Annotated in this window: 15 protein-coding genes; 9 read left to right on the forward strand and 6 right to left on the reverse strand. The window is 72.4% G+C overall.

What is annotated here, in order from left to right; all coding sequences use genetic code 11:
* Window positions 1–15: 15 nt before the first annotated feature.
* On the reverse strand, window positions 16–693 hold the full coding sequence (mtrA, locus tag ACIBG4_RS31200) for an MtrAB system response regulator MtrA (RefSeq protein WP_106236674.1): 678 nt from the start codon (window positions 691–693) through the stop codon (window positions 16–18).
* Window positions 694–960: 267 nt separating this feature from the next.
* Here mtrA and ACIBG4_RS31205 point away from each other — a divergent pair, with 267 nt between their 5' ends.
* The 5 genes from ACIBG4_RS31205 to ACIBG4_RS31225 are packed head-to-tail and all read left to right on the forward strand — an operon-like array spanning window position 961 to window position 6,498.
* A complete protein-coding gene (locus tag ACIBG4_RS31205) occupies window positions 961–2,256 on the forward strand; it encodes a glycerophosphoryl diester phosphodiesterase membrane domain-containing protein (RefSeq protein ID WP_397204845.1) in 1,296 nt (431 codons plus the stop codon).
* A gap of 11 nt (window positions 2,257–2,267) precedes the next feature.
* Window positions 2,268–2,909: a DUF4129 domain-containing protein gene (locus ACIBG4_RS31210; RefSeq protein WP_397204846.1), complete on the forward strand. Its 642-nt coding sequence runs from the start codon at window positions 2,268–2,270 to the stop codon at window positions 2,907–2,909.
* A gap of 52 nt (window positions 2,910–2,961) precedes the next feature.
* Window positions 2,962–4,155, forward strand: a complete 1,194-nt coding sequence (locus ACIBG4_RS31215) for a DUF4350 domain-containing protein (RefSeq protein WP_397204847.1) — start codon at window positions 2,962–2,964, stop codon at window positions 4,153–4,155.
* Window positions 4,145–5,125 (forward strand): MoxR family ATPase, encoded by a 981-nt coding sequence (locus tag ACIBG4_RS31220; protein ID WP_310715780.1) that lies wholly within the window; start codon window positions 4,145–4,147, stop codon window positions 5,123–5,125. Before ACIBG4_RS31215 ends, ACIBG4_RS31220 begins: the two co-directional genes overlap by 11 nt.
* Window positions 5,125–6,498 carry a DUF58 domain-containing protein gene (locus tag ACIBG4_RS31225; protein WP_397204848.1) on the forward strand — a complete coding sequence of 458 codons (1,374 nt, stop codon included), beginning with the start codon at window positions 5,125–5,127 and terminating at the stop codon, window positions 6,496–6,498. The genes ACIBG4_RS31220 and ACIBG4_RS31225 overlap by 1 nt, the downstream gene beginning before the upstream one ends.
* A 36-nt stretch (window positions 6,499–6,534) precedes the next feature.
* On the opposite strand, the gene ACIBG4_RS31230 is transcribed toward ACIBG4_RS31225, so the two are convergent.
* A complete protein-coding gene (locus ACIBG4_RS31230) occupies window positions 6,535–7,527 on the reverse strand; it encodes a stage II sporulation protein M (RefSeq protein WP_397204849.1) in 993 nt (330 codons plus the stop codon).
* A 51-nt stretch (window positions 7,528–7,578) separates the two neighbouring features.
* Here ACIBG4_RS31230 and ACIBG4_RS31235 point away from each other — a divergent pair, with 51 nt between their 5' ends.
* Complete coding sequence (locus ACIBG4_RS31235; RefSeq protein ID WP_397204850.1) at window positions 7,579–8,577, forward strand: RDD family protein; 999 nt, start codon at window positions 7,579–7,581, stop codon at window positions 8,575–8,577.
* 9 nt (window positions 8,578–8,586) lie between these two features.
* On the opposite strand, the gene ACIBG4_RS31240 is transcribed toward ACIBG4_RS31235, so the two are convergent.
* A complete protein-coding gene (locus tag ACIBG4_RS31240; protein WP_310708169.1) occupies window positions 8,587–9,924 on the reverse strand; it encodes a hypothetical protein in 1,338 nt (445 codons plus the stop codon).
* Between the two features lie 137 nt (window positions 9,925–10,061).
* Complete coding sequence (locus ACIBG4_RS31245; RefSeq protein WP_310708170.1) at window positions 10,062–11,450, reverse strand: hypothetical protein; 1,389 nt, start codon at window positions 11,448–11,450, stop codon at window positions 10,062–10,064.
* Between the two features lie 184 nt (window positions 11,451–11,634).
* On the opposite strand from ACIBG4_RS31245, the gene ACIBG4_RS31250 reads away from it, so the two are divergent.
* Window positions 11,635–12,267 (forward strand): DUF305 domain-containing protein, encoded by a 633-nt coding sequence (locus ACIBG4_RS31250; RefSeq protein WP_397204851.1) that lies wholly within the window; start codon window positions 11,635–11,637, stop codon window positions 12,265–12,267.
* 35 nt (window positions 12,268–12,302) lie between these two features.
* Here ACIBG4_RS31250 and ACIBG4_RS31255 read toward each other — a convergent pair whose 3' ends face one another.
* Window positions 12,303–13,538, reverse strand: a complete 1,236-nt coding sequence (locus ACIBG4_RS31255; protein WP_310708172.1) for an adenosylhomocysteinase — start codon at window positions 13,536–13,538, stop codon at window positions 12,303–12,305.
* A 190-nt stretch (window positions 13,539–13,728) separates the two neighbouring features.
* Window positions 13,729–15,156, reverse strand: coding sequence for an adenosylhomocysteinase (gene ahcY, locus ACIBG4_RS31260; RefSeq protein WP_310708173.1), 1,428 nt, complete (start codon window positions 15,154–15,156; stop codon window positions 13,729–13,731).
* 100 nt (window positions 15,157–15,256) lie between these two features.
* Between ahcY and ACIBG4_RS31265 the strand changes: the two genes are divergently transcribed.
* Window positions 15,257–15,616 carry a MerR family DNA-binding transcriptional regulator gene (locus ACIBG4_RS31265; RefSeq protein WP_310708174.1) on the forward strand — a complete coding sequence of 120 codons (360 nt, stop codon included), beginning with the start codon at window positions 15,257–15,259 and terminating at the stop codon, window positions 15,614–15,616.
* The gene (locus tag ACIBG4_RS31270) at window positions 15,613–16,167 is read left to right on the forward strand and encodes a GerMN domain-containing protein (protein WP_397204852.1); all 555 of its coding nucleotides are present in this window, start codon (window positions 15,613–15,615) and stop codon (window positions 16,165–16,167) included. Before ACIBG4_RS31265 ends, ACIBG4_RS31270 begins: the two co-directional genes overlap by 4 nt.
* The last annotated feature ends 7 nt before the right edge of the window (window positions 16,168–16,174 follow it).

Consider the following 16,174-nt stretch of genomic DNA (forward strand, 5'->3'; position numbering starts at 1 on the left):
GGGGAAGGAACCGCGCTAGGCGGGTCCGGCCTTGTACCCCACGCCGCGGACGGTGACCACGATCTCGGGGTGCTCCGGGTCCTTCTCGATCTTGGCCCTGAGACGCTGCACGTGCACGTTGACCAGGCGCGTGTCGGCGGCGTGCCGGTAGCCCCAGACCTGCTCCAGCAGCACCTCACGGGTGAACACCTGCCGCGGCTTGCGGGCGAGCGCGACGAGCAGGTCGAACTCGAGCGGCGTGAGGTTGATGGTCTCCTCGCCCCGCTTGACGGAGTGGCCCGCGACGTCGATCGTGATGTCGCCGATCTGCAGGATCTCCGGGGTCGGCTCGTCGGTGCGGCGCAGCCGCGCCCGCACGCGCGCCACCAGCTCCTTCGGCTTGAACGGCTTGACGATGTAGTCGTCGGCGCCGGACTCCAGCCCCAGAACGATGTCGATCGTGTCGCTCTTGGCCGTGAGCATGACGATCGGGACCCCTGACTCGGCCCTGATCCTGCGCGCCACGTCGATGCCGTCGGCCCCCGGCAGCATCAGGTCGAGCAGCACGAGATCCGGGCGCGTGTCCCGGAACGCGTCAAGCGCCTTGTCGCCGTCGGAGACAAAGGATGGTTCGAAGCCTTCCCCGCGCAACACGATGCCCAGCATCTCGGCGAGAGCGGCATCGTCGTCGACGACCAGCACGCGACCTTTCATGGCCCCTCATTCGTTCTACGCATTCTGGGACATACCAGCACGATCGCTGAAGGTTACCCTTGGTCGGCTCATGTGTGGGACACGAGACCTTCAAATGACGAATTTTAGACTCGCACCACGATCGCCGTCTCAGTCTGCGGTAACCGACCGCCTTTCTGCCATCCCCCGGCGAGATCACCCCGCTTGAATCACCCGCGAATGCGGGCAAGTACGCACCGAAAGCCCTCCCCGACACCACGGCGTCCCCCAGCGTGCCAGGATTGGGATATGTCTGACGGTCACGGCCCCTCACCCGAGACGCCACCAGGCTGGGCGGCCGAGCAGCCCCCACCCTACGGCGCTCCGCAGCCTTCGCCGTGGACCGCCCCCGGCTCCGCCCCGGGAGCTCCGCACGGCGACGGCCCGGAGACTCCCCACCAGCAGGCCGCTCACTCTCCGTACACGGCCCATCCCCAGCAGCCGCCGGACGGCCGGCCCCACGGGTACGGGCCCCAGGGCTACGGGCCGCAGGGATACGGGCCCCAGGGCTACGGCTACGCGCCGCCGGCGGCCCCGCGGCCCGGCATCATCCCGCTGCGCCCGCTGCGGCTCGGCGACATCCTCGACGGCGCCATCAAGCTGGTCCGCTCCAACCCCAAGGCGGTTCTCGGGCTGTCCGCCGTCGCCGCGCTGCTGGCCTCCGTGCCGGTCGCCGTGGGCCAGGCGTTCCTGCTCGGCTCGATGCGCACGACCATCCGCGACTCGTTCACCGACCCGACGGCCGTCGGCACGACCGGCCTGTACGACGACTTCCTCGCCCAGTACGGCGGCACGCTCGCCTCGCTGGCCATCAGCTTCGTGGCCGTGACCATCCTGACCGGCGTGCTGACGCGCATCCTCGGCCGGGCCGTCTTCGGCGGCTCCATCACCGCGGGCGAGGCGTGGCGGCTGACCCGGGGGCGGCTGCCCGCGCTCTTCGGCATGGTGGGCCTGCTGGCGGTCGTCATGGTCGTCCCCGTCCTCGTCTTCGCCCTGATCCTCTGGGCGCTGGCCGGCACCGGGTCCCTGTCCGAGGGCGGCCTGGTCGGCGTCGTGCTGCTGATGGCCCTCCTGTACCTGGCGTACGCGTTGTACTTCCGCACCGTCTTCGGGCTGGCGTCCCCGGCCGTCGTCCTGGAGGGCCTGGGCCCGGTCGCCGCCCTGCGGCGCTCCTGGGAGCTCGTCCGCGGCGACTTCTGGCGCGTGTTCGGCATCCTGCTGCTCACCTCGCTGATCGTGGGCGTGGTCGCGAGCATCCTGCAGGTGCCGTTCACCATGGTCGGCACGGTGCTGGGCGTCCTCGGCAGCGGCACGGGCTCGGCGATCGTGGCGGCGGTGCTCATCGCCGTCGGCGGCACGCTGGGCGCGATGATCAGCTACCCGATCGAGGCCGGCGTCGCGGGCCTGCTCTACGCCGACCGCCGCATGCGCAGCGAGGCGTTCGACCTCGTCCTGCAGACCGCGGCCGTCGAGCAGCAGCGGCAGGGCTGGGTGCACGCGTCGGCGGACGACCTCTGGCGGCCCACCGGCACGCCGCGGCCGTGAGCCTCGCGCCCGTGATCCCGCACGTGATCCTTTCCGCGAGCCCGATCGGCAGGGACGAGGCGGCCCGCCGGGCCGCCGAGGAGCTCTCCGGGCCCGCGTACGCCCACGAGTCGCTGATCGACCTGGTCTATCGCCGCTTCCTCCAGTTCGTGGAGGACCTCATGGACGCGGTGACCGGCGGCGGCACCACCGGGGGCGTCGTCGCGGCCGTCCTCATCACGCTGGTCCTCGTCGGGCTGGTCGCGCTGGGCGCCTGGCGGCTGCGGCGCGCCGCACGCGAGAACGCGCGGGCCCTGCCGGGCGTGTTCGGCGAGCGGGTGATGACCGCCGCCGAGCACCGGCAGGCGGCCGAGCGCGCCGCCGCCGAGGGGCGCCACGGCGAGGCGATCCGGGAGCGGCTGCGCGCGATCGCCCGCGACCTGGAGGCGCGCGCGCTGGTCGACGGGCAGCCCGGCCGCACGGCCGACGAGCTGGCGGAGGAGGCGGGCCGGGCGCTGCCGGGCTTCGCCGCCGACCTGGCCGCCGCCGCGCGCTCGTTCGACGACGTGACGTACGGCGGCGTGAGCGGCACCCCCGAGGCCTACGCGGCCATGCGCGACCTCGACGAGCGCCTCCGCCAGGCCAGGCCCGCCGCGCTGGGAGCACCGGCATGAGCGCCCGCCTCGACCTCCGGGCACCGCTCGACCGGCGCGGGGAGGGCCCGGCATGAGCCTCGCGACCGGTTCCGGCATGGGGCCCGCCCAGGCCGGGGAGTCGTCGTCCACCTCGCCGACCGTCCGCTCCGCCTGGCGCGCGAGCCGGTGGGCCGCGCTGCTCGGCCTGATCATCGTGGCGGCGGCGGTCCTGAGCGTGGTCATCGGCGGCGGCGGAGAACCGTCGCGCCGGCTCGACCCCGGCGACACCTCCCTCGACGGCTCCAAGGCGCTGGCCGAGCTGCTGCGCGAGCGCGGCGTGACTGTGGACCGGGTGGACTCGGTGACGCGGGCCCGGGAGCTGGCGCAGCAGGGCGACCGGCTGCTGCTGGTCACCAGCACGAGCCTCGTCCTCGACCCGGCCGCGCTGGCGGCGATCCGCGGCGACCGCGTCGTGGTCGGCGACGTCTACCGCGTCGACCTGCTCGCCCCCGGCGTCCGCGTCGCCTCGGAGGCCCCGCGCGAACGCTCGCGGGAGCCGGAGTGCTCGCTGCCCGCCGCGACGGCCGCGGGCAGCGCCTTCATGGGCGGCTCGGCCTTCACCGCCCCGCGCGGCGCCACCGGCTGCTACCCGGTCGCCGGCGGCGCGGGCTGGACACTCGTCAGCCTGCCCAACGCGGGCGGCACGACCACGGTCGTCGGCGGCGGCGAGTTCATGACCAACCGGCGCCTGGCCGAGGACGGCAACGCGGCGCTCGCGCTCAACCTGCTGGGCTCGGCCAAGGCCGTGACCTGGCTGGTCGAGCCGCCGCAGGACGAGACACTGGCCGGCCCCGCCGGCGAGTCGGTCTACGACCTGATGCCGCCCGGCGTCCCGTGGGCCGTGGGCATGGCGGTGGTGGCCGTGCTGGTCACCGCGTTGTGGCGGGGCAGGCGGCTCGGCCCGGTGGTGACCGAGCGGCTGCCGGTCGTCGTGCGGGCCGCCGAGACGGTCGAGGGGCGCGGACGGCTCTACCGGGCCAGGCGCGCCCGGGGCCGGGCGGCCGACGTGCTGCGGGCCGGCGCGATCGACCGGCTCGTGCCCCGGCTCGGGCTGACGGCCGACGCGGGCCGGCACGAGGTCGTCGCGGCCGTCGCCGTACGGACCGGGCACGATCCGCGGCAGGTCGGGGCGGCGCTGTACGGGCCGGAGCCCGCCGACGACGCCGGGCTCGTCGCCCTGGCCCAGTACCTGGACTCCATCGAAAGGACGGTCGGTGAACACTGAGGAGACCACCCGCGTGGCGGACCGCGGTGAGGCGGCCCGCGAGGCGCTGGCGGCGCTGCGGGCGGAGGTGTCCAAGGCCGTGGTCGGCCAGGACGCGGTGGTGACCGGGCTGGTGATCGCGCTGCTGTGCCGGGGGCACGTGCTGCTCGAAGGCGTGCCGGGCGTCGCCAAGACGCTCATGGTCCGCACGCTGGCCGCGGCCCTGGACCTGGAGTTCAAGCGGGTGCAGTTCACGCCCGACCTGATGCCGGGCGACGTGACCGGGTCGCTGGTGTACGACGCGAGGACGGCGGAGTTCGAGTTCCGCGAGGGGCCGGTGTTCACCAACCTGCTGCTCGCCGACGAGATCAACCGCACCCCGCCGAAGACCCAGGCGGCGCTGCTGGAGGCCATGGAGGAGCGGCAGGTCAGCGTCGAGGGCGACGCCCGCCCGCTGCCCGACCCGTTCGTGGTGTGCGCCACCCAGAACCCCGTCGAGTACGAGGGCACCTACCAGCTCCCCGAGGCCCAGCTCGACCGGTTCCTGGTCAAGCTGACCGTGCCGCTGCCGCCGCGCGAGCAGGAGATCGCGGTGCTGGAGCGGCACGCGCACGGCTTCGACCCGCGCGACCTGTCGCACGTGCGCCCCGTGGCGACGGCCGCCGACCTGGCCGCCGGGCGCCAGGCGGTGGCGGGTGTGCACGTCGCCCCCGAGGTGCTCGGCTACATCGTCGACGTGTCCCGCGCCACCCGTAACTCCCCGTCGCTCCAGCTCGGCGTCTCGCCGCGCGGCGCGACCGCGCTGCTGGCCGCCTCACGCGCCTGGGCGTGGCTGTCGGGCCGCGCGTACGTCACGCCGGACGACGTCAAGGCGCTGGCCCGGCCGGCGCTGCGGCACCGGGTGCAGCTGCGGCCCGAGGCGGAGCTGGAGGGGGCGACCGCCGACGGGCTGCTCGACGGCATCCTGGCCTCGGTCCCGGTCCCGCGCTGATGGCTCTGACGGGACGCGCCGCGCTGGTCGCCGCGCTCGGCGTCGTGGTGGTGCTGGTGGCGCCGCGGCCGGGGGCGGCGCTGGCCGGGGTCTGCCTCGTGCTGGCCGCGGCGATCCTCGTGGACCTGGCGCTGGCCGGCTCCGTGCGCCCCCTGCGCCTCCACCGCTCCGGCGAGACGCTGGTGCGGCTCGGGCAGCGGGCCACGGTCGAGCTGGTCGTGGAGAACCCGGGCTCCCGGCGGGTCCGCGGCGTGCTGCGCGACGCCTGGCCGCCCTCGGCGGGGGCGTCCCCCCGCGTGATGAAGCTGGACGTGCCGCCCGGCGAGCGCCGCCGGCTCATCGTGACGCTCACCCCCACCAGGCGCGGCGACCGCGCGTCCGTGGCGGTGACCGTGCGCTCCGTCGGCCCCCTCGGACTGGCCGCGCGCCAGGGACGGCACCGCTCGCCGTGGGCGGTGCGGGTGCTGCCGCCGTTCCTGTCGCGCAAGCACCTGCCGGCGCGGCTGGCCCGGCTGCGCGAGCTGGAGGGCCGGCACCCGGCGCTGGTGCGCGGGCAGGGCACGGAGTTCGACTCGCTGCGCGAGTACGTGGTGGGCGACGACGTGCGCTCGATCGACTGGCGGGCCACCGCGCGCCGCCATGACGTCGTGGTACGCACCTGGCGCCCCGAGCGGGACCGGCGGGTGCTGATCGTCCTCGACACCGGCCGCACCTCGGCCGGCCGGGTGGGCGAGGCGCCGATACCGCTGGCCGGGGCCGCCGCGAACGGCGGCGGGCCGCTGGTCCGGTCCGGCACGCGACCGGTGCCGGGCTGGCCGCGGCTCGACTGGTCGATGGACGCGGCGCTGCTCCTCGCCGCGCTGGCCGCCCGCGCCGGCGACCGGGTCGACTTCCTCGCCCACGACCGGGCCGTGCGCGCCTGGGTGTCCGGCTCCTCCCGCACCGAGCTGCTGTCGTCGCTGGTCAACGCGATGGCGCCGATCGAGGCCGAGCTGGTCGAGGCCGACTCGCAGGGCATGGTGGCCGCGATCCTGGCGCGGGCCAAGCGGCGCTGCCTGGTCGTGCTGCTGACCGACCTCAACGCGGCCGCGCTGGACGAAGGGCTGATGCCGGTGTTGCCGCAGCTCTCCTCGCGCCACCTGGTGCTCGTCGCGGCCGTCTCCGACCCTCGGGTGGCGGCCATGGCGGAGAGCAAGGGCACGGCCGAGGAGGTGTACGACGCCGCGGCGGCCGAGCGCACCCGGCTGGACCGGCGGCGCATCACCGCGCGGCTGCGCCGGCACGGGGTCGAGGTGGTGGACGCGCCGCCGGACGACATCGCGCCCGCGCTGGCGGACGCCTACCTCGCGCTCAAGGCAGCCGGCCGCCTGTAACCGCCCGTTCCGCGTGCCGGCCCGTCGTGCCTCCCGTCAAGCGCTGGGGGCGACGTCGGGGGCGTGCTCGATGTCGCCCGTCTCGTCGCGGCGGGCGGCCCGCCGCCCGAACACCAGCACGTACGCCAGGAACGCGACCTCCGCGAGCACCCCGATGGCGATCCGCCCCCACGTCGGCAGCCCGGACGGGGTGACGAACGCCTCGATCAGCCCCGACACGAACAGCACCACGACCAGCCCGAGCGCCACGGCCATCACCGCGCGCCCCTGCTCGGCCAGCGCCTCGGCGCGCCTGCGCGGCCCCGGGTCGACGACCGTCCAGCCCAGCCGCATGCCGACGGCCGCCGCGAGGAACACCGCGGTCAGCTCCAGCAGCCCGTGCGGCATGATCAGCCCGAAGAACACGTCGAGCTTGCCGCGCGAGGCCATGAGGCCGCCGGAGACGGCGACGTTGGCCGCGTTGGTCCACAGCACGTACGGGATGGGCAGCCCGAGGAAGATGGCGTAGACGATGACCTGCGCCGACACCCACGCGTTGTTGATCCACACCCGGCCGGCGAACGACGCGGCCGGGTTCTCGGAGTAGTAGTCGGCGAAGTCGTGCTCGACGAGCCGCCGGATCTCGTCCGGGGACGCGATCGCCGTCTGCACCTGCGGGTCGCCGGCCACCCACGCGCCCATCACCCACGCCACGGCCACGAACGCCACGGCGGTGGCCAGCCACCACCACCGCGCCCGGTAGGCCACCACGGGGAACGACACCGTGAAGAACCTCACCAGCTCCCGCCACGCCGGGGCGTGCGCCCCGGTGACCGCCGACCGGGCGCGGGCGACCAGCGCCGACAGGCGGCCCGCCAGGATCGCGTCGGCCGAGGAAGAGCGGACGATCGACAGGTGGGTGGACACCCGCTGGTAGAGGTCGACCAGCTCGTCCACCTCGGCACCGGTCAGGGACGAGCGGTGCTTGGCGAGGTGCTCGAGCCGGTCCCAGGCGGGGTGGTGCGCCGTGACGAACGCGTCGATGTCCACCCGACCATTGTGGCCGGTCGATCAGCGGGCCATTGCCGTTAGGCTCCACATATGTCTGAGGTCGTGACCGGGGACGCCGTCGTCGTCGAGGTACGGGTGGCGCAGCTTCCGACCCGTGCGGTGGCGCTCGTCATCGACATGGTCGTGCAGGTGACGCTGCTCGTCGCCGCTCTCGTCGCGGTGCAGGCGTTCGCGCTGGTCAGCGATCCGGCGATGATCGCCGCCGTCATGATCGTGTTCATGGTGCTGGTGATGGTCGGCTATCCGGTGATCTTCGAGTCGGTCACGCGGGGGCGCAGCCTCGGCAAGCTGGCCATGGGCCTGCGGGTGGTGGGCGACGACGGCGGGCCCGAGCGGTTCCGCCAGGCGCTGTTCCGCGGGCTGGCGGGGATGGTGGAGATCTGGGCGTTCACCGGGGCGCCGGCGCTGATCTCCTCGCTGATCTCGCAGCGGGGCAAGCGGCTGGGCGACGTCTTCGCGGGCACGATCGTGATCGCCGAGCGGGGGCCGCGCGACCAGGGGCACCTCATCGTCATGCCGCCGCCGCTGGCGTCCTGGGCCGCGCGGCTGGAGCTGTCGCAGCTGCCCGAGGAGGCGGCCACGGCTGCCCGGCAGTACCTCCTGCGCTGGCACGACCTCTCGCCCGCCGTACGGCACGAGATGGGGGTGCGCATCGCGACGCAGGTGGCGGCGTACGTGTCGCCCGCGGCGCCCGCGGGGGTGCCGCCGCACGCGTACCTGAGCGCCGTGCTGGCCGAGCGGCGGCGGCGCGACGCGGCCCGGCTCGCCCGCCAGGCGAGCGTCCGGGCGGGCGGTGTCCAGGCGGGCGGCATGCAGGCGGGCGGGCCGGTCCCCCCGCCATGGACCGACGCGCGTCCCGGCCCGGTCGCCCCGCCCTGGCCCGGCGCGCCCGCCGAGCCGCCCGCGGGTGACCGGCCCGCGTACGGTCGGCCGGGGCCGTCGTCCGCGGGCTCGTGGGAGGCGCGGCCGCCGGTCGCGCCCGCCGAGCCGCCGCGGCCGACGCCGGGCGGGTTCGCGCCTCCCCAGTGAGCGGCGCGCCTACTGCGTCTGCGGGTTGAGCGCCTTGAGCCGCTTCCCGGCCGCGGACGCCGTGCGCGGGTCCTTGATGCGCAGCACGTCCAGGCCCTTGCGGATGTCGCTGCTGTAGATGTGGCCGTTGTAGTAGTACGCCGACCAGGAGCCGCCGAAGTCACGCGGCGAGACCGGGCCCCGGTCGAAGTAGGCGATCTCCTGGGGCTTGGCGGCGTCGGTGAAGTCGAAGACCGACACGCCGCCCTGGTACCACGCCTGGACCATGATGTCGCGGCCCTTGACCGGGATCAGCGAGCCGTTGTGGGCGACGCAGTTCTCGCCGGTGCCCTGGTGGCGCGGGATCTTGTAGTAGCCCTGCTTGACGAGCTGCCCGTTCTCGACGGTGTAGATGGCGTCCGCGCCGCGCTGCGGGCCGACCGCCTTGGTGCAGACGGCGCCGAGGCCGCCGCCGAGCTCGTCGGTGAAGACCACCTTGTCGCCCCTGGCGTTGAACGTGGCCGAGTGCCAGAAGGCGAAGTTCTCGTCGGTCACCCGTGCGGTGACCTTCGGGTGCTCCCGGTCCGAGATGTCCATCAGGACGCCGTCGCCCATGCAGGCGCCCGCGGCCAGGTTCTTCCTGGCGTACACCGTGATGTCGTGGCAGCCGCTGGTCGGCGCGAGGAGCGTCTCCTGCTGCTCGTTGCCGCCGTCGGGGAAGAGCACCGGCCTGGAGACCACCTTGGCGGCCTTCGGGCGGTCCAGCGGCACCTTGACCACCGAGATGCCGTCGTGGGGCGGCTTGCAGCCGGGGAAGTCGCTCGACGGGCCGTACGAGGACACGTACAGGTAGACCGCCTTGCCCGTCTTGTCCGGCACGAGCGTGTGCGTGTGCGAGCCGCACGCGGTCCTGATGGCCTTGATGTACTTCGGACGGGACTTGTCGGAGATGTCGAAGACGCGGATGCCCTCCCAGGCGGACTTGAACGCCGCCGACGTCGGCTCCGCGTCGCACGAGTCGCCCTTGAGCGGCTCGTCCACGGACAGGAAGAGCAGGTCGCCGTGGACCGACACGTCGTTCTGCGCGGCGGGGCAGGAGACGCGGCTCACCACGGCCGGCTTGGCCGGGTTCCGGATGTCGTAGACGGTGAAGCCGTAGTAGTTGCCCTGGTAGGCGTAGTTCCCCTGGAAGGCCAGGTCCGTGCTGAAGGCGTCGGACGCGGCGAACGGGCCCTTCTTGGGGACGGTGGCCACGTGCTCGATGTTCGAGCCGGCCTTGACACCGTCGTCGCGGGCCTGGGCCGGGCCTGTCACGAGAGCCAGCACCGCTCCCGTCAGCACGAGGACGCGGCCGATTCTGGACGCCACTGAGGACCTCCTGGTCGGGGATGAAGTCAGCGCGCCCCACTATGGCAGGAAATATCATCCTTCGCGGCGTACCCGCCGGAAGATCGCGAGGGCCGGCCCGTGGAGGAGACGGGCCGGCCCAGCGCGTGGGGGGATGGTCAGTCGTGGCCCCAGCCGCCGCCGCGGTAGGACTCCTGGGTCTGGACGTTCAGCCGGTCCGTGCGGACCCGCTGGGCGCCGTCGGTGAGCGGGTCACTGATCTTGAGGACGTCGAGCCCCTGGTGGAAGTCGGCCGCGTAGATGTGGCCGTTGTAGTAGTACGCCGACCAGACGCCGCCGCCGCTGCCGTCGGCGCGCGGGCCGCGCTCGAAGTAGCCGATCTCCTTGGGCTTGGTGGAGTCGGTGAAGTCCCAGATCGAGACGCCGCCCATGTACCAGGCCTGGACCATGATGTCCTTGCCCTTGACCGGGATCAGCGAGCCGTTGTGGGCCACGCAGTTCTCGCTGTCGGCCTGGTAGCGGGGGATCTTGAAGTAGCTCTTGAAGACCAGCCGGCCCCGGGTGATGTCGTAGATGGCGTCGGCGCCCCGGTTCGGGCCGGTGGCCTCGTTGCAGGTGGCCGCGCCGCCGCCGCCGAGCTCGTCGGTGAAGACGACCTTCCTGGCGTCGTTGCTGAACGTCGCCGAGTGCCAGAAGGCGAAGTTCGGGTCGCTCACCCGGGCGGTGACCTTCGGGTTCAGCCGGTCGGAGATGTCGAACAGCACGCCGTCACCCATGCAGGCGCCCGCCGCGATGTCCTTCTCGGGGTACGCGGTGATGTCGTGGCAGCCGCTGGTCGGCAGGAGCAGGCCGGGCTGGGTCTCGTTGCCGCCGTCGGGGAAGACGACCGGCGTGGCCGCGACCGCCGCCGCGGTCGGGTCGTCCAGCGGCACCTTGATGATGGAGATCTTGTCGTGCGGCGGCTGGCAGTCGGGGAAGGTCGCCGACGGGTTGTACGACGAGACGTACACGTAGACGTTGCGGTTGCGGTCACGGCCCTTGCCCGGGACGAGGGTCAGGGTGTGGGAGCCGCAGTTCGTCTCGACCGACTTGACGTACTTGGGCGCGGACTTGTCGCTGATGTCGAAGATCCGGACGCCCTCCCATGCCTCCTTGTGGTCGGCCGAGAGCCCGGTGCTGTTGCAGGAGTCGTCGCTGCGCGAGCTGTCCACGGCGGCGAAGAGCAGGTTGCCGTGGACGCTGACGTCCATCTGGCTGCCGGGGCAGACGACCGAGCTGACCGGCTTGGCCTGCTTCGGGTCGCGGACGTCGTAGATGGAGAAACCACCGTAGTTGCCGACGTACGCGTAACCGCCCTGGAACGCGATGTCGGTGTTGATGGTCCCGGCGATGGGCGCCGGCTTCGGGATGTTGAGCACGTGGGACACGTTGGGGCTGGTCACCACGGTGTCAACCGGAGGGATGTCCGCGGCCGACGCGGGCAGCGCCATCGCGCCTAAGGCGACGGCGGCCGCCGCGGCGACGAGACTCCTTCGCAGGGTGAGCACTCGGGCTCCTCTCGGAGGATAAAGCCTATATAAAGAGAACATTCTGACTTGTGTTGTCATATGTCGCCAAGCGAGCAGTGTGTCAAGAAATTTGATGGCATGAGGTGTTTACGACGTGTGCCCGAACCGTCTACAGTGCAACGTCGCAACATCCCGCGGTCAAGCCCTGGGTCAAGGAGGTCGGGTGCGCAGCGCACTCATCGTCGGCGCCTGCGCCTTCCTGCTCGTCGCCGGCTGCACGGGGGCCCCTGCGGCCGCTCCCCCGGCTGCCACGGCCACCGAGACGGCGCCCGTCATCGCGCCCGGCCGGCCGGGCGAGGAGGCCCGCACGCTGTCGCCCAGCGAGGCCGCCACTGCCGTGCCGCCCCAGAAGGCCAACGCGGCCGACGTCCGCTACCTGCAGAACATGATCGTGCACCACCGCCAGGCGCTGGACATGAGCCTGCTGGCCGGCTCCCGGGCCGCGAGCGACGCGGTCAAGCGGCTGGCCTCCCGGATCAACGACGTCCAGGGCCCCGAGATCGCGATGATGACGGACTGGCTGAAGACGGAGGGCCAGCAGGTCCCGGACCACCACGCCGCGCACGAGGGCATGCCCGGGATGGCCACGCCCGAGCAGATGGAGTCGCTGAAGGCCGCCCGGGGCGCCGCCTTCGACCGGCTGTTCGTCCAGCTGATGACCGCCCACCACCAGGGGGCCATCACGATGTCGACGGAGGTCCTGAAGCAGGGCTCGCACCTGCGCGTCCAGGAGATCGCCGAGGACATCTCCGTCAGCCAGGCCGCCGAGATCCGCCGCATGTCCGCCATGCGCTGACCACCCGGAGCCGCCGGCGGCCGGGAAGGGGTGGGTCAGGAGCCGGCGCGCCAGGAGTGGAGGTAGGACTCCTGCTCCTCCGTGAGCGCGTCGATGCCGATGCCCGTGGCCGCCAGCTTGAGCCGCGCCACCTCCTGGTCGATCGACTCCGGCACGTCGTACACCCCGGGCGCGAGCCCGGCCCGCTCCCCCGCCAGCCACGCGACCGCCAGGGCCTGCGCGGAGAACGACATGTCCATGACCGCCGCGGGATGCCCCTCCGCGGCCGTCAGATTCACCAGACGGCCCTCCGCCAGCAGCAGCAGCCTCCTGCCGTCCGGAAGGACGTACTCGTCGGTGTTGGGCCGTACGCCGCGGTGCACCTCGACGGCCAGCTCGTCCAGCGCCCGCACGTCGATCTCGACGTCGAAGTGCCCGGCGTTGGCCAGGATGGCGCCGTCCTTCATGACGGCCAGGTGCTCGCCCCGGATCACGTCGCGGTTGCCCGTGACCGTGATGAACAGGTCGCCCGTCCGCGCCGCCTCCGCCATCGGCCGCACCTCGTAGCCCTGCAGGGTCGCGTCGAGCGCCTTGACCGCGTCGATCTCGGTCACCACGACCCGCGCGCCGAACCCCTTGGCCCGCTCCGCGACGCCCCGCCCGCAGAACCCGAACCCCGCCACCACCACCGTCCGCCCCGCCAGCATGGTGTTGGTGGCCCGCATGATGCCGTCGAGCGTGGACTGCCCGGTGCCGTAGCGGTTGTCGAACATCCGCTTCGTCCGCGTGTCGTTCACCGCCACGACCGGAAAGCGCAGCGCGTCCTCCGAGGCCATCTGCCGCAGCCGGATGATCCCCGTGGTCGTCTCCTCGCACCCGCCGCTCACCCCGCCGAGCAGGTCGGTGCGCTCGGTGTGCAGCGTGTTGACCAGGTCGCAGCCGTCGTCCAGCACCAGGTCGGGCGCGATGTCGAGCGCCTGGTGGATGTGCCCGTAGTAGGTGGCCCGGTCCACGCCGGCCCGCGCGTGGACCGCGATCCCGTAGCCGCGCAGCGCCTCGGCCACGTCGTCCTGCGTGGACAGCGGGTTGGAGGCGGCCAGCGCGATCTCGGCGCCGCCCGCCTTGAGCGCGCCCAGGAGGACCGCGGTCTCGGCCGTCACGTGCAGGCACGCCGCGATCCTCAACCCGTCAAGCGGCCGTTCGAGCGCGAACCGCTCACCGATCGCGGTCAACACCGGCATCGAACGAGCGGCCCAGGAGATCTGCCGCTCGCCGCTTTCACTGACGTCCATGGGATGCCTTCAACCGAAGAACACGGCCGGGAACGCGCTCGTCACGGCGAGTGCGCCGTGAGCCTTCACGACCGGCCATGACAGACGGAAGCGACGTCGGCGAGTGCGGGTGACCTGGCCTGCCGTAAAAGATCATGAAACGGATCGGCTCCGAAGGGAGAGACACCCTCCGGAGCCTCACATGGAAGGATCAGTACCGGTAGTGGTCGGACTTGTACGGGCCCTCGACGTGGACGCCGATGTAGGCGGCCTGCTCCTTGGTCAGCTCGGTCAGCTTGACGCCCAGGGCGTCGAGGTGGAGCCGGGCGACCTTCTCGTCCAGGTGCTTGGGCAGCGTGTACACGCCGATCGGGTACTCGTCCGTCTTGGTGAACAGCTCGATCTGCGCGATCACCTGGTTGGTGAACGAGTTGGACATCACGAAGCTCGGGTGGCCGGTGGCGCAGCCGAGGTTCATCAGGCGGCCCTCGGCGAGCACGATGATCGAGTGCCCGTCGGCGAAGACCCACTCGTCGACCTGCGGCTTGATGTTGTTCTTCACGATGCCGGGCAGCTTGGCCAGGCCCGCCATGTCGATCTCGTTGTCGAAGTGCCCGATGTTGGACACGATCGCCTGGTGCTTCATCTTCGCCATGTGCTCGGCGGTGATGATGTTGAAGTTGCCCGTGGCGCTGACGAAGATGTCGGCGATCCCGACGACCTCGTCCAGCGTGGTGACCTGGAAGCCGTCCATGGCCGCCTGCAGGGCGCAGATCGGGTCGATCTCGGTGACGATGACACGGGCGCCCTGGCCGCGCAGCGCGTCGGCACAGCCCTTGCCGACGTCGCCGTAGCCGCAGACCACGGCCACCTTGCCGCCGATGAGCACGTCGGTGGCCCGGTTGAGGCCGTCGATGACGGAGTGGCGGCAGCCGTACTTGTTGTCGAACTTCGACTTGGTGACCGAGTCGTTGACGTTGATCGCCGGGAACAGCAGCTGGCCGTTCTTGTGCATCTCGTACAGGCGGTGGACGCCCGTGGTGGTCTCCTCGGTGACGCCCATGATGCTCTCGGCGATCCGGGTCCACCGCTTCTCCTCGCCGACCGTGCGGGTCAGCAGGTCGACGATGACGTGCCACTCCTCCGGGTCCTCGGCGGTGGCGGCGGGCACGGCGCCGGCCTTCTCGTACTCGGCGCCCTTGTGGACGAGCAGGGTGGCGTCGCCGCCGTCGTCGAGGATCATGTTGGGGGCGTCACCGCCGGGCCAGGTCAGGGCCTGCTCGGTGCACCACCAGTACTCCTCCAGCGTCTCGCCCTTCCAGGCGAAGACCGGCACGCCCTTGGGCTCGTCGACCGTGCCCTCGGGGCCGACGACGACCGCGGCGGCGGCGTGGTCCTGGGTGGAGAAGATGTTGCAGCTCACCCAGCGCACCTCGGCGCCGAGCGCGACGAGGGTCTCGATGAGGACCGCCGTCTGGATGGTCATGTGCAGGGAGCCCATGATCTTCGCACCGCGGAGGGGCTGCGCGGCCGCGTATTCCTTACGGATCGCCATGAGCCCGGGCATCTCGTGCTCGGCGAGCCTGATCTCCTTGCGGCCGAAGTCGGCAAGTGAAAGGTCGGCGACCTTGAAGTCCATCTGTTACCCCTCGCGTCGGGACGGTGTCGCCGACGAGTTTAGGCGCCCCGCGGGAGAGGTCGCATCCCGGCGCCCCCGAAATTGACGTAAGAATGTAAGGATGCGTATCACGGAGGCCGCGCGGCGGCTCGGCATGTCCCCGCGGATGCTGCGGTACCGGGAGGCGCTCGGCCTGCTGCCCCCGGTCCGCGAGCAGGGCGCCCACCGGCGCTTCGGGCCGGAGGAGCTCGCGGCCGTGGCCCAGGGCGTGGAGCTGGAGAAGCAGTTCGACGTCTCCCCCGCCGAGCTGGCGTTCGCGCTACGCGTGCTCAGCGAGCCGACGGTCGCCGCGGCCGTGCGCGACCTCGGGGTGCGGATCGGGCGCATCCCGGTGCCACGGCGGGCGCTCGACTTCGAGAAGGAGAAGGCGCTGCGGCTGCTTCGAACCAGCGCCCCCGTCCATACGTCAAAGAAATCATGAAAGAGCTCTTGATGGCCTCCGTGCTCGCGCTCTCCCCGGCGCAGGCCGCCTCCCCGGCGGCGCACGCGCCGGACTTCGCGGCCCAGGCGGCCCAGGCGGCCCAGGCCGCCCAGGCCGGCGCGGCCGGTGAGCCCCGCGAGGTCAAGGTGTACTTCTCCAAGGGACACGGCATCCCGGGCAAGGTCGTGGCCGTGACCCGCAAGGCCCCGGACCAGGGGGTGGCCAGGTTCGCCGTCCGGCAGCTGATCACCGGCCCCACCAAGGCCGAGCGCGGGCGCGGCCTGCACTCGGAGCTCACGGGCAAGCTGCGCGGCCGCTCCGACTGCGGCAGCGACTTCGCCATCAAGATCAAGAACGGCACGGCGACGCTGCGCTTCTGCCGCACCGTCGTGGGCGACGGCATCGGCAGCGACGCCCGGGCCCTGCGCACGATCGACAAGACGCTCAAGCAGTTCGGCGGCGTGCGCAAGGTGGTCACCCTCGACAAGAAGGGCCGCTGCCTGTTCGACCAGAGCGAGAGCGGCAGGTCCTGCCTGACGGCCCACGAGTAGGACATCC

Source organism: Nonomuraea sp. NPDC050383, from assembly GCF_044459125.1.
Lineage (GTDB): Bacteria > Actinomycetota > Actinomycetes > Streptosporangiales > Streptosporangiaceae > Nonomuraea.

Bases quoted from the DNA above. Each gene is read 5' to 3' on its own strand.
- ACIBG4_RS31255 (WP_310708172.1), bottom strand. From the start codon at position 13,538: ATGGACGTCAGTGAAAGCGGCGAGCGGCAGATCTCCTGGGCCGCTCGT.
- ahcY (WP_310708173.1), bottom strand. From the start codon at position 15,156: ATGGACTTCAAGGTCGCCGACCTTTCACTTGCCGACTTCGGCCGCAAG.
- ACIBG4_RS31270 (WP_397204852.1), top strand. From the start codon at position 15,613: ATGAAAGAGCTCTTGATGGCCTCCGTGCTCGCGCTCTCCCCGGCGCAG.
- ACIBG4_RS31265 (WP_310708174.1), top strand. From the start codon at position 15,257: ATGCGTATCACGGAGGCCGCGCGGCGGCTCGGCATGTCCCCGCGGATG.
- mtrA (WP_106236674.1), bottom strand. From the start codon at position 693: ATGAAAGGTCGCGTGCTGGTCGTCGACGACGATGCCGCTCTCGCCGAG.
- ACIBG4_RS31215 (WP_397204847.1), top strand. From the start codon at position 2,962: ATGAGCCTCGCGACCGGTTCCGGCATGGGGCCCGCCCAGGCCGGGGAG.
- ACIBG4_RS31205 (WP_397204845.1), top strand. From the start codon at position 961: ATGTCTGACGGTCACGGCCCCTCACCCGAGACGCCACCAGGCTGGGCG.
- ACIBG4_RS31225 (WP_397204848.1), top strand. From the start codon at position 5,125: ATGGCTCTGACGGGACGCGCCGCGCTGGTCGCCGCGCTCGGCGTCGTG.
- ACIBG4_RS31235 (WP_397204850.1), top strand. From the start codon at position 7,579: ATGTCTGAGGTCGTGACCGGGGACGCCGTCGTCGTCGAGGTACGGGTG.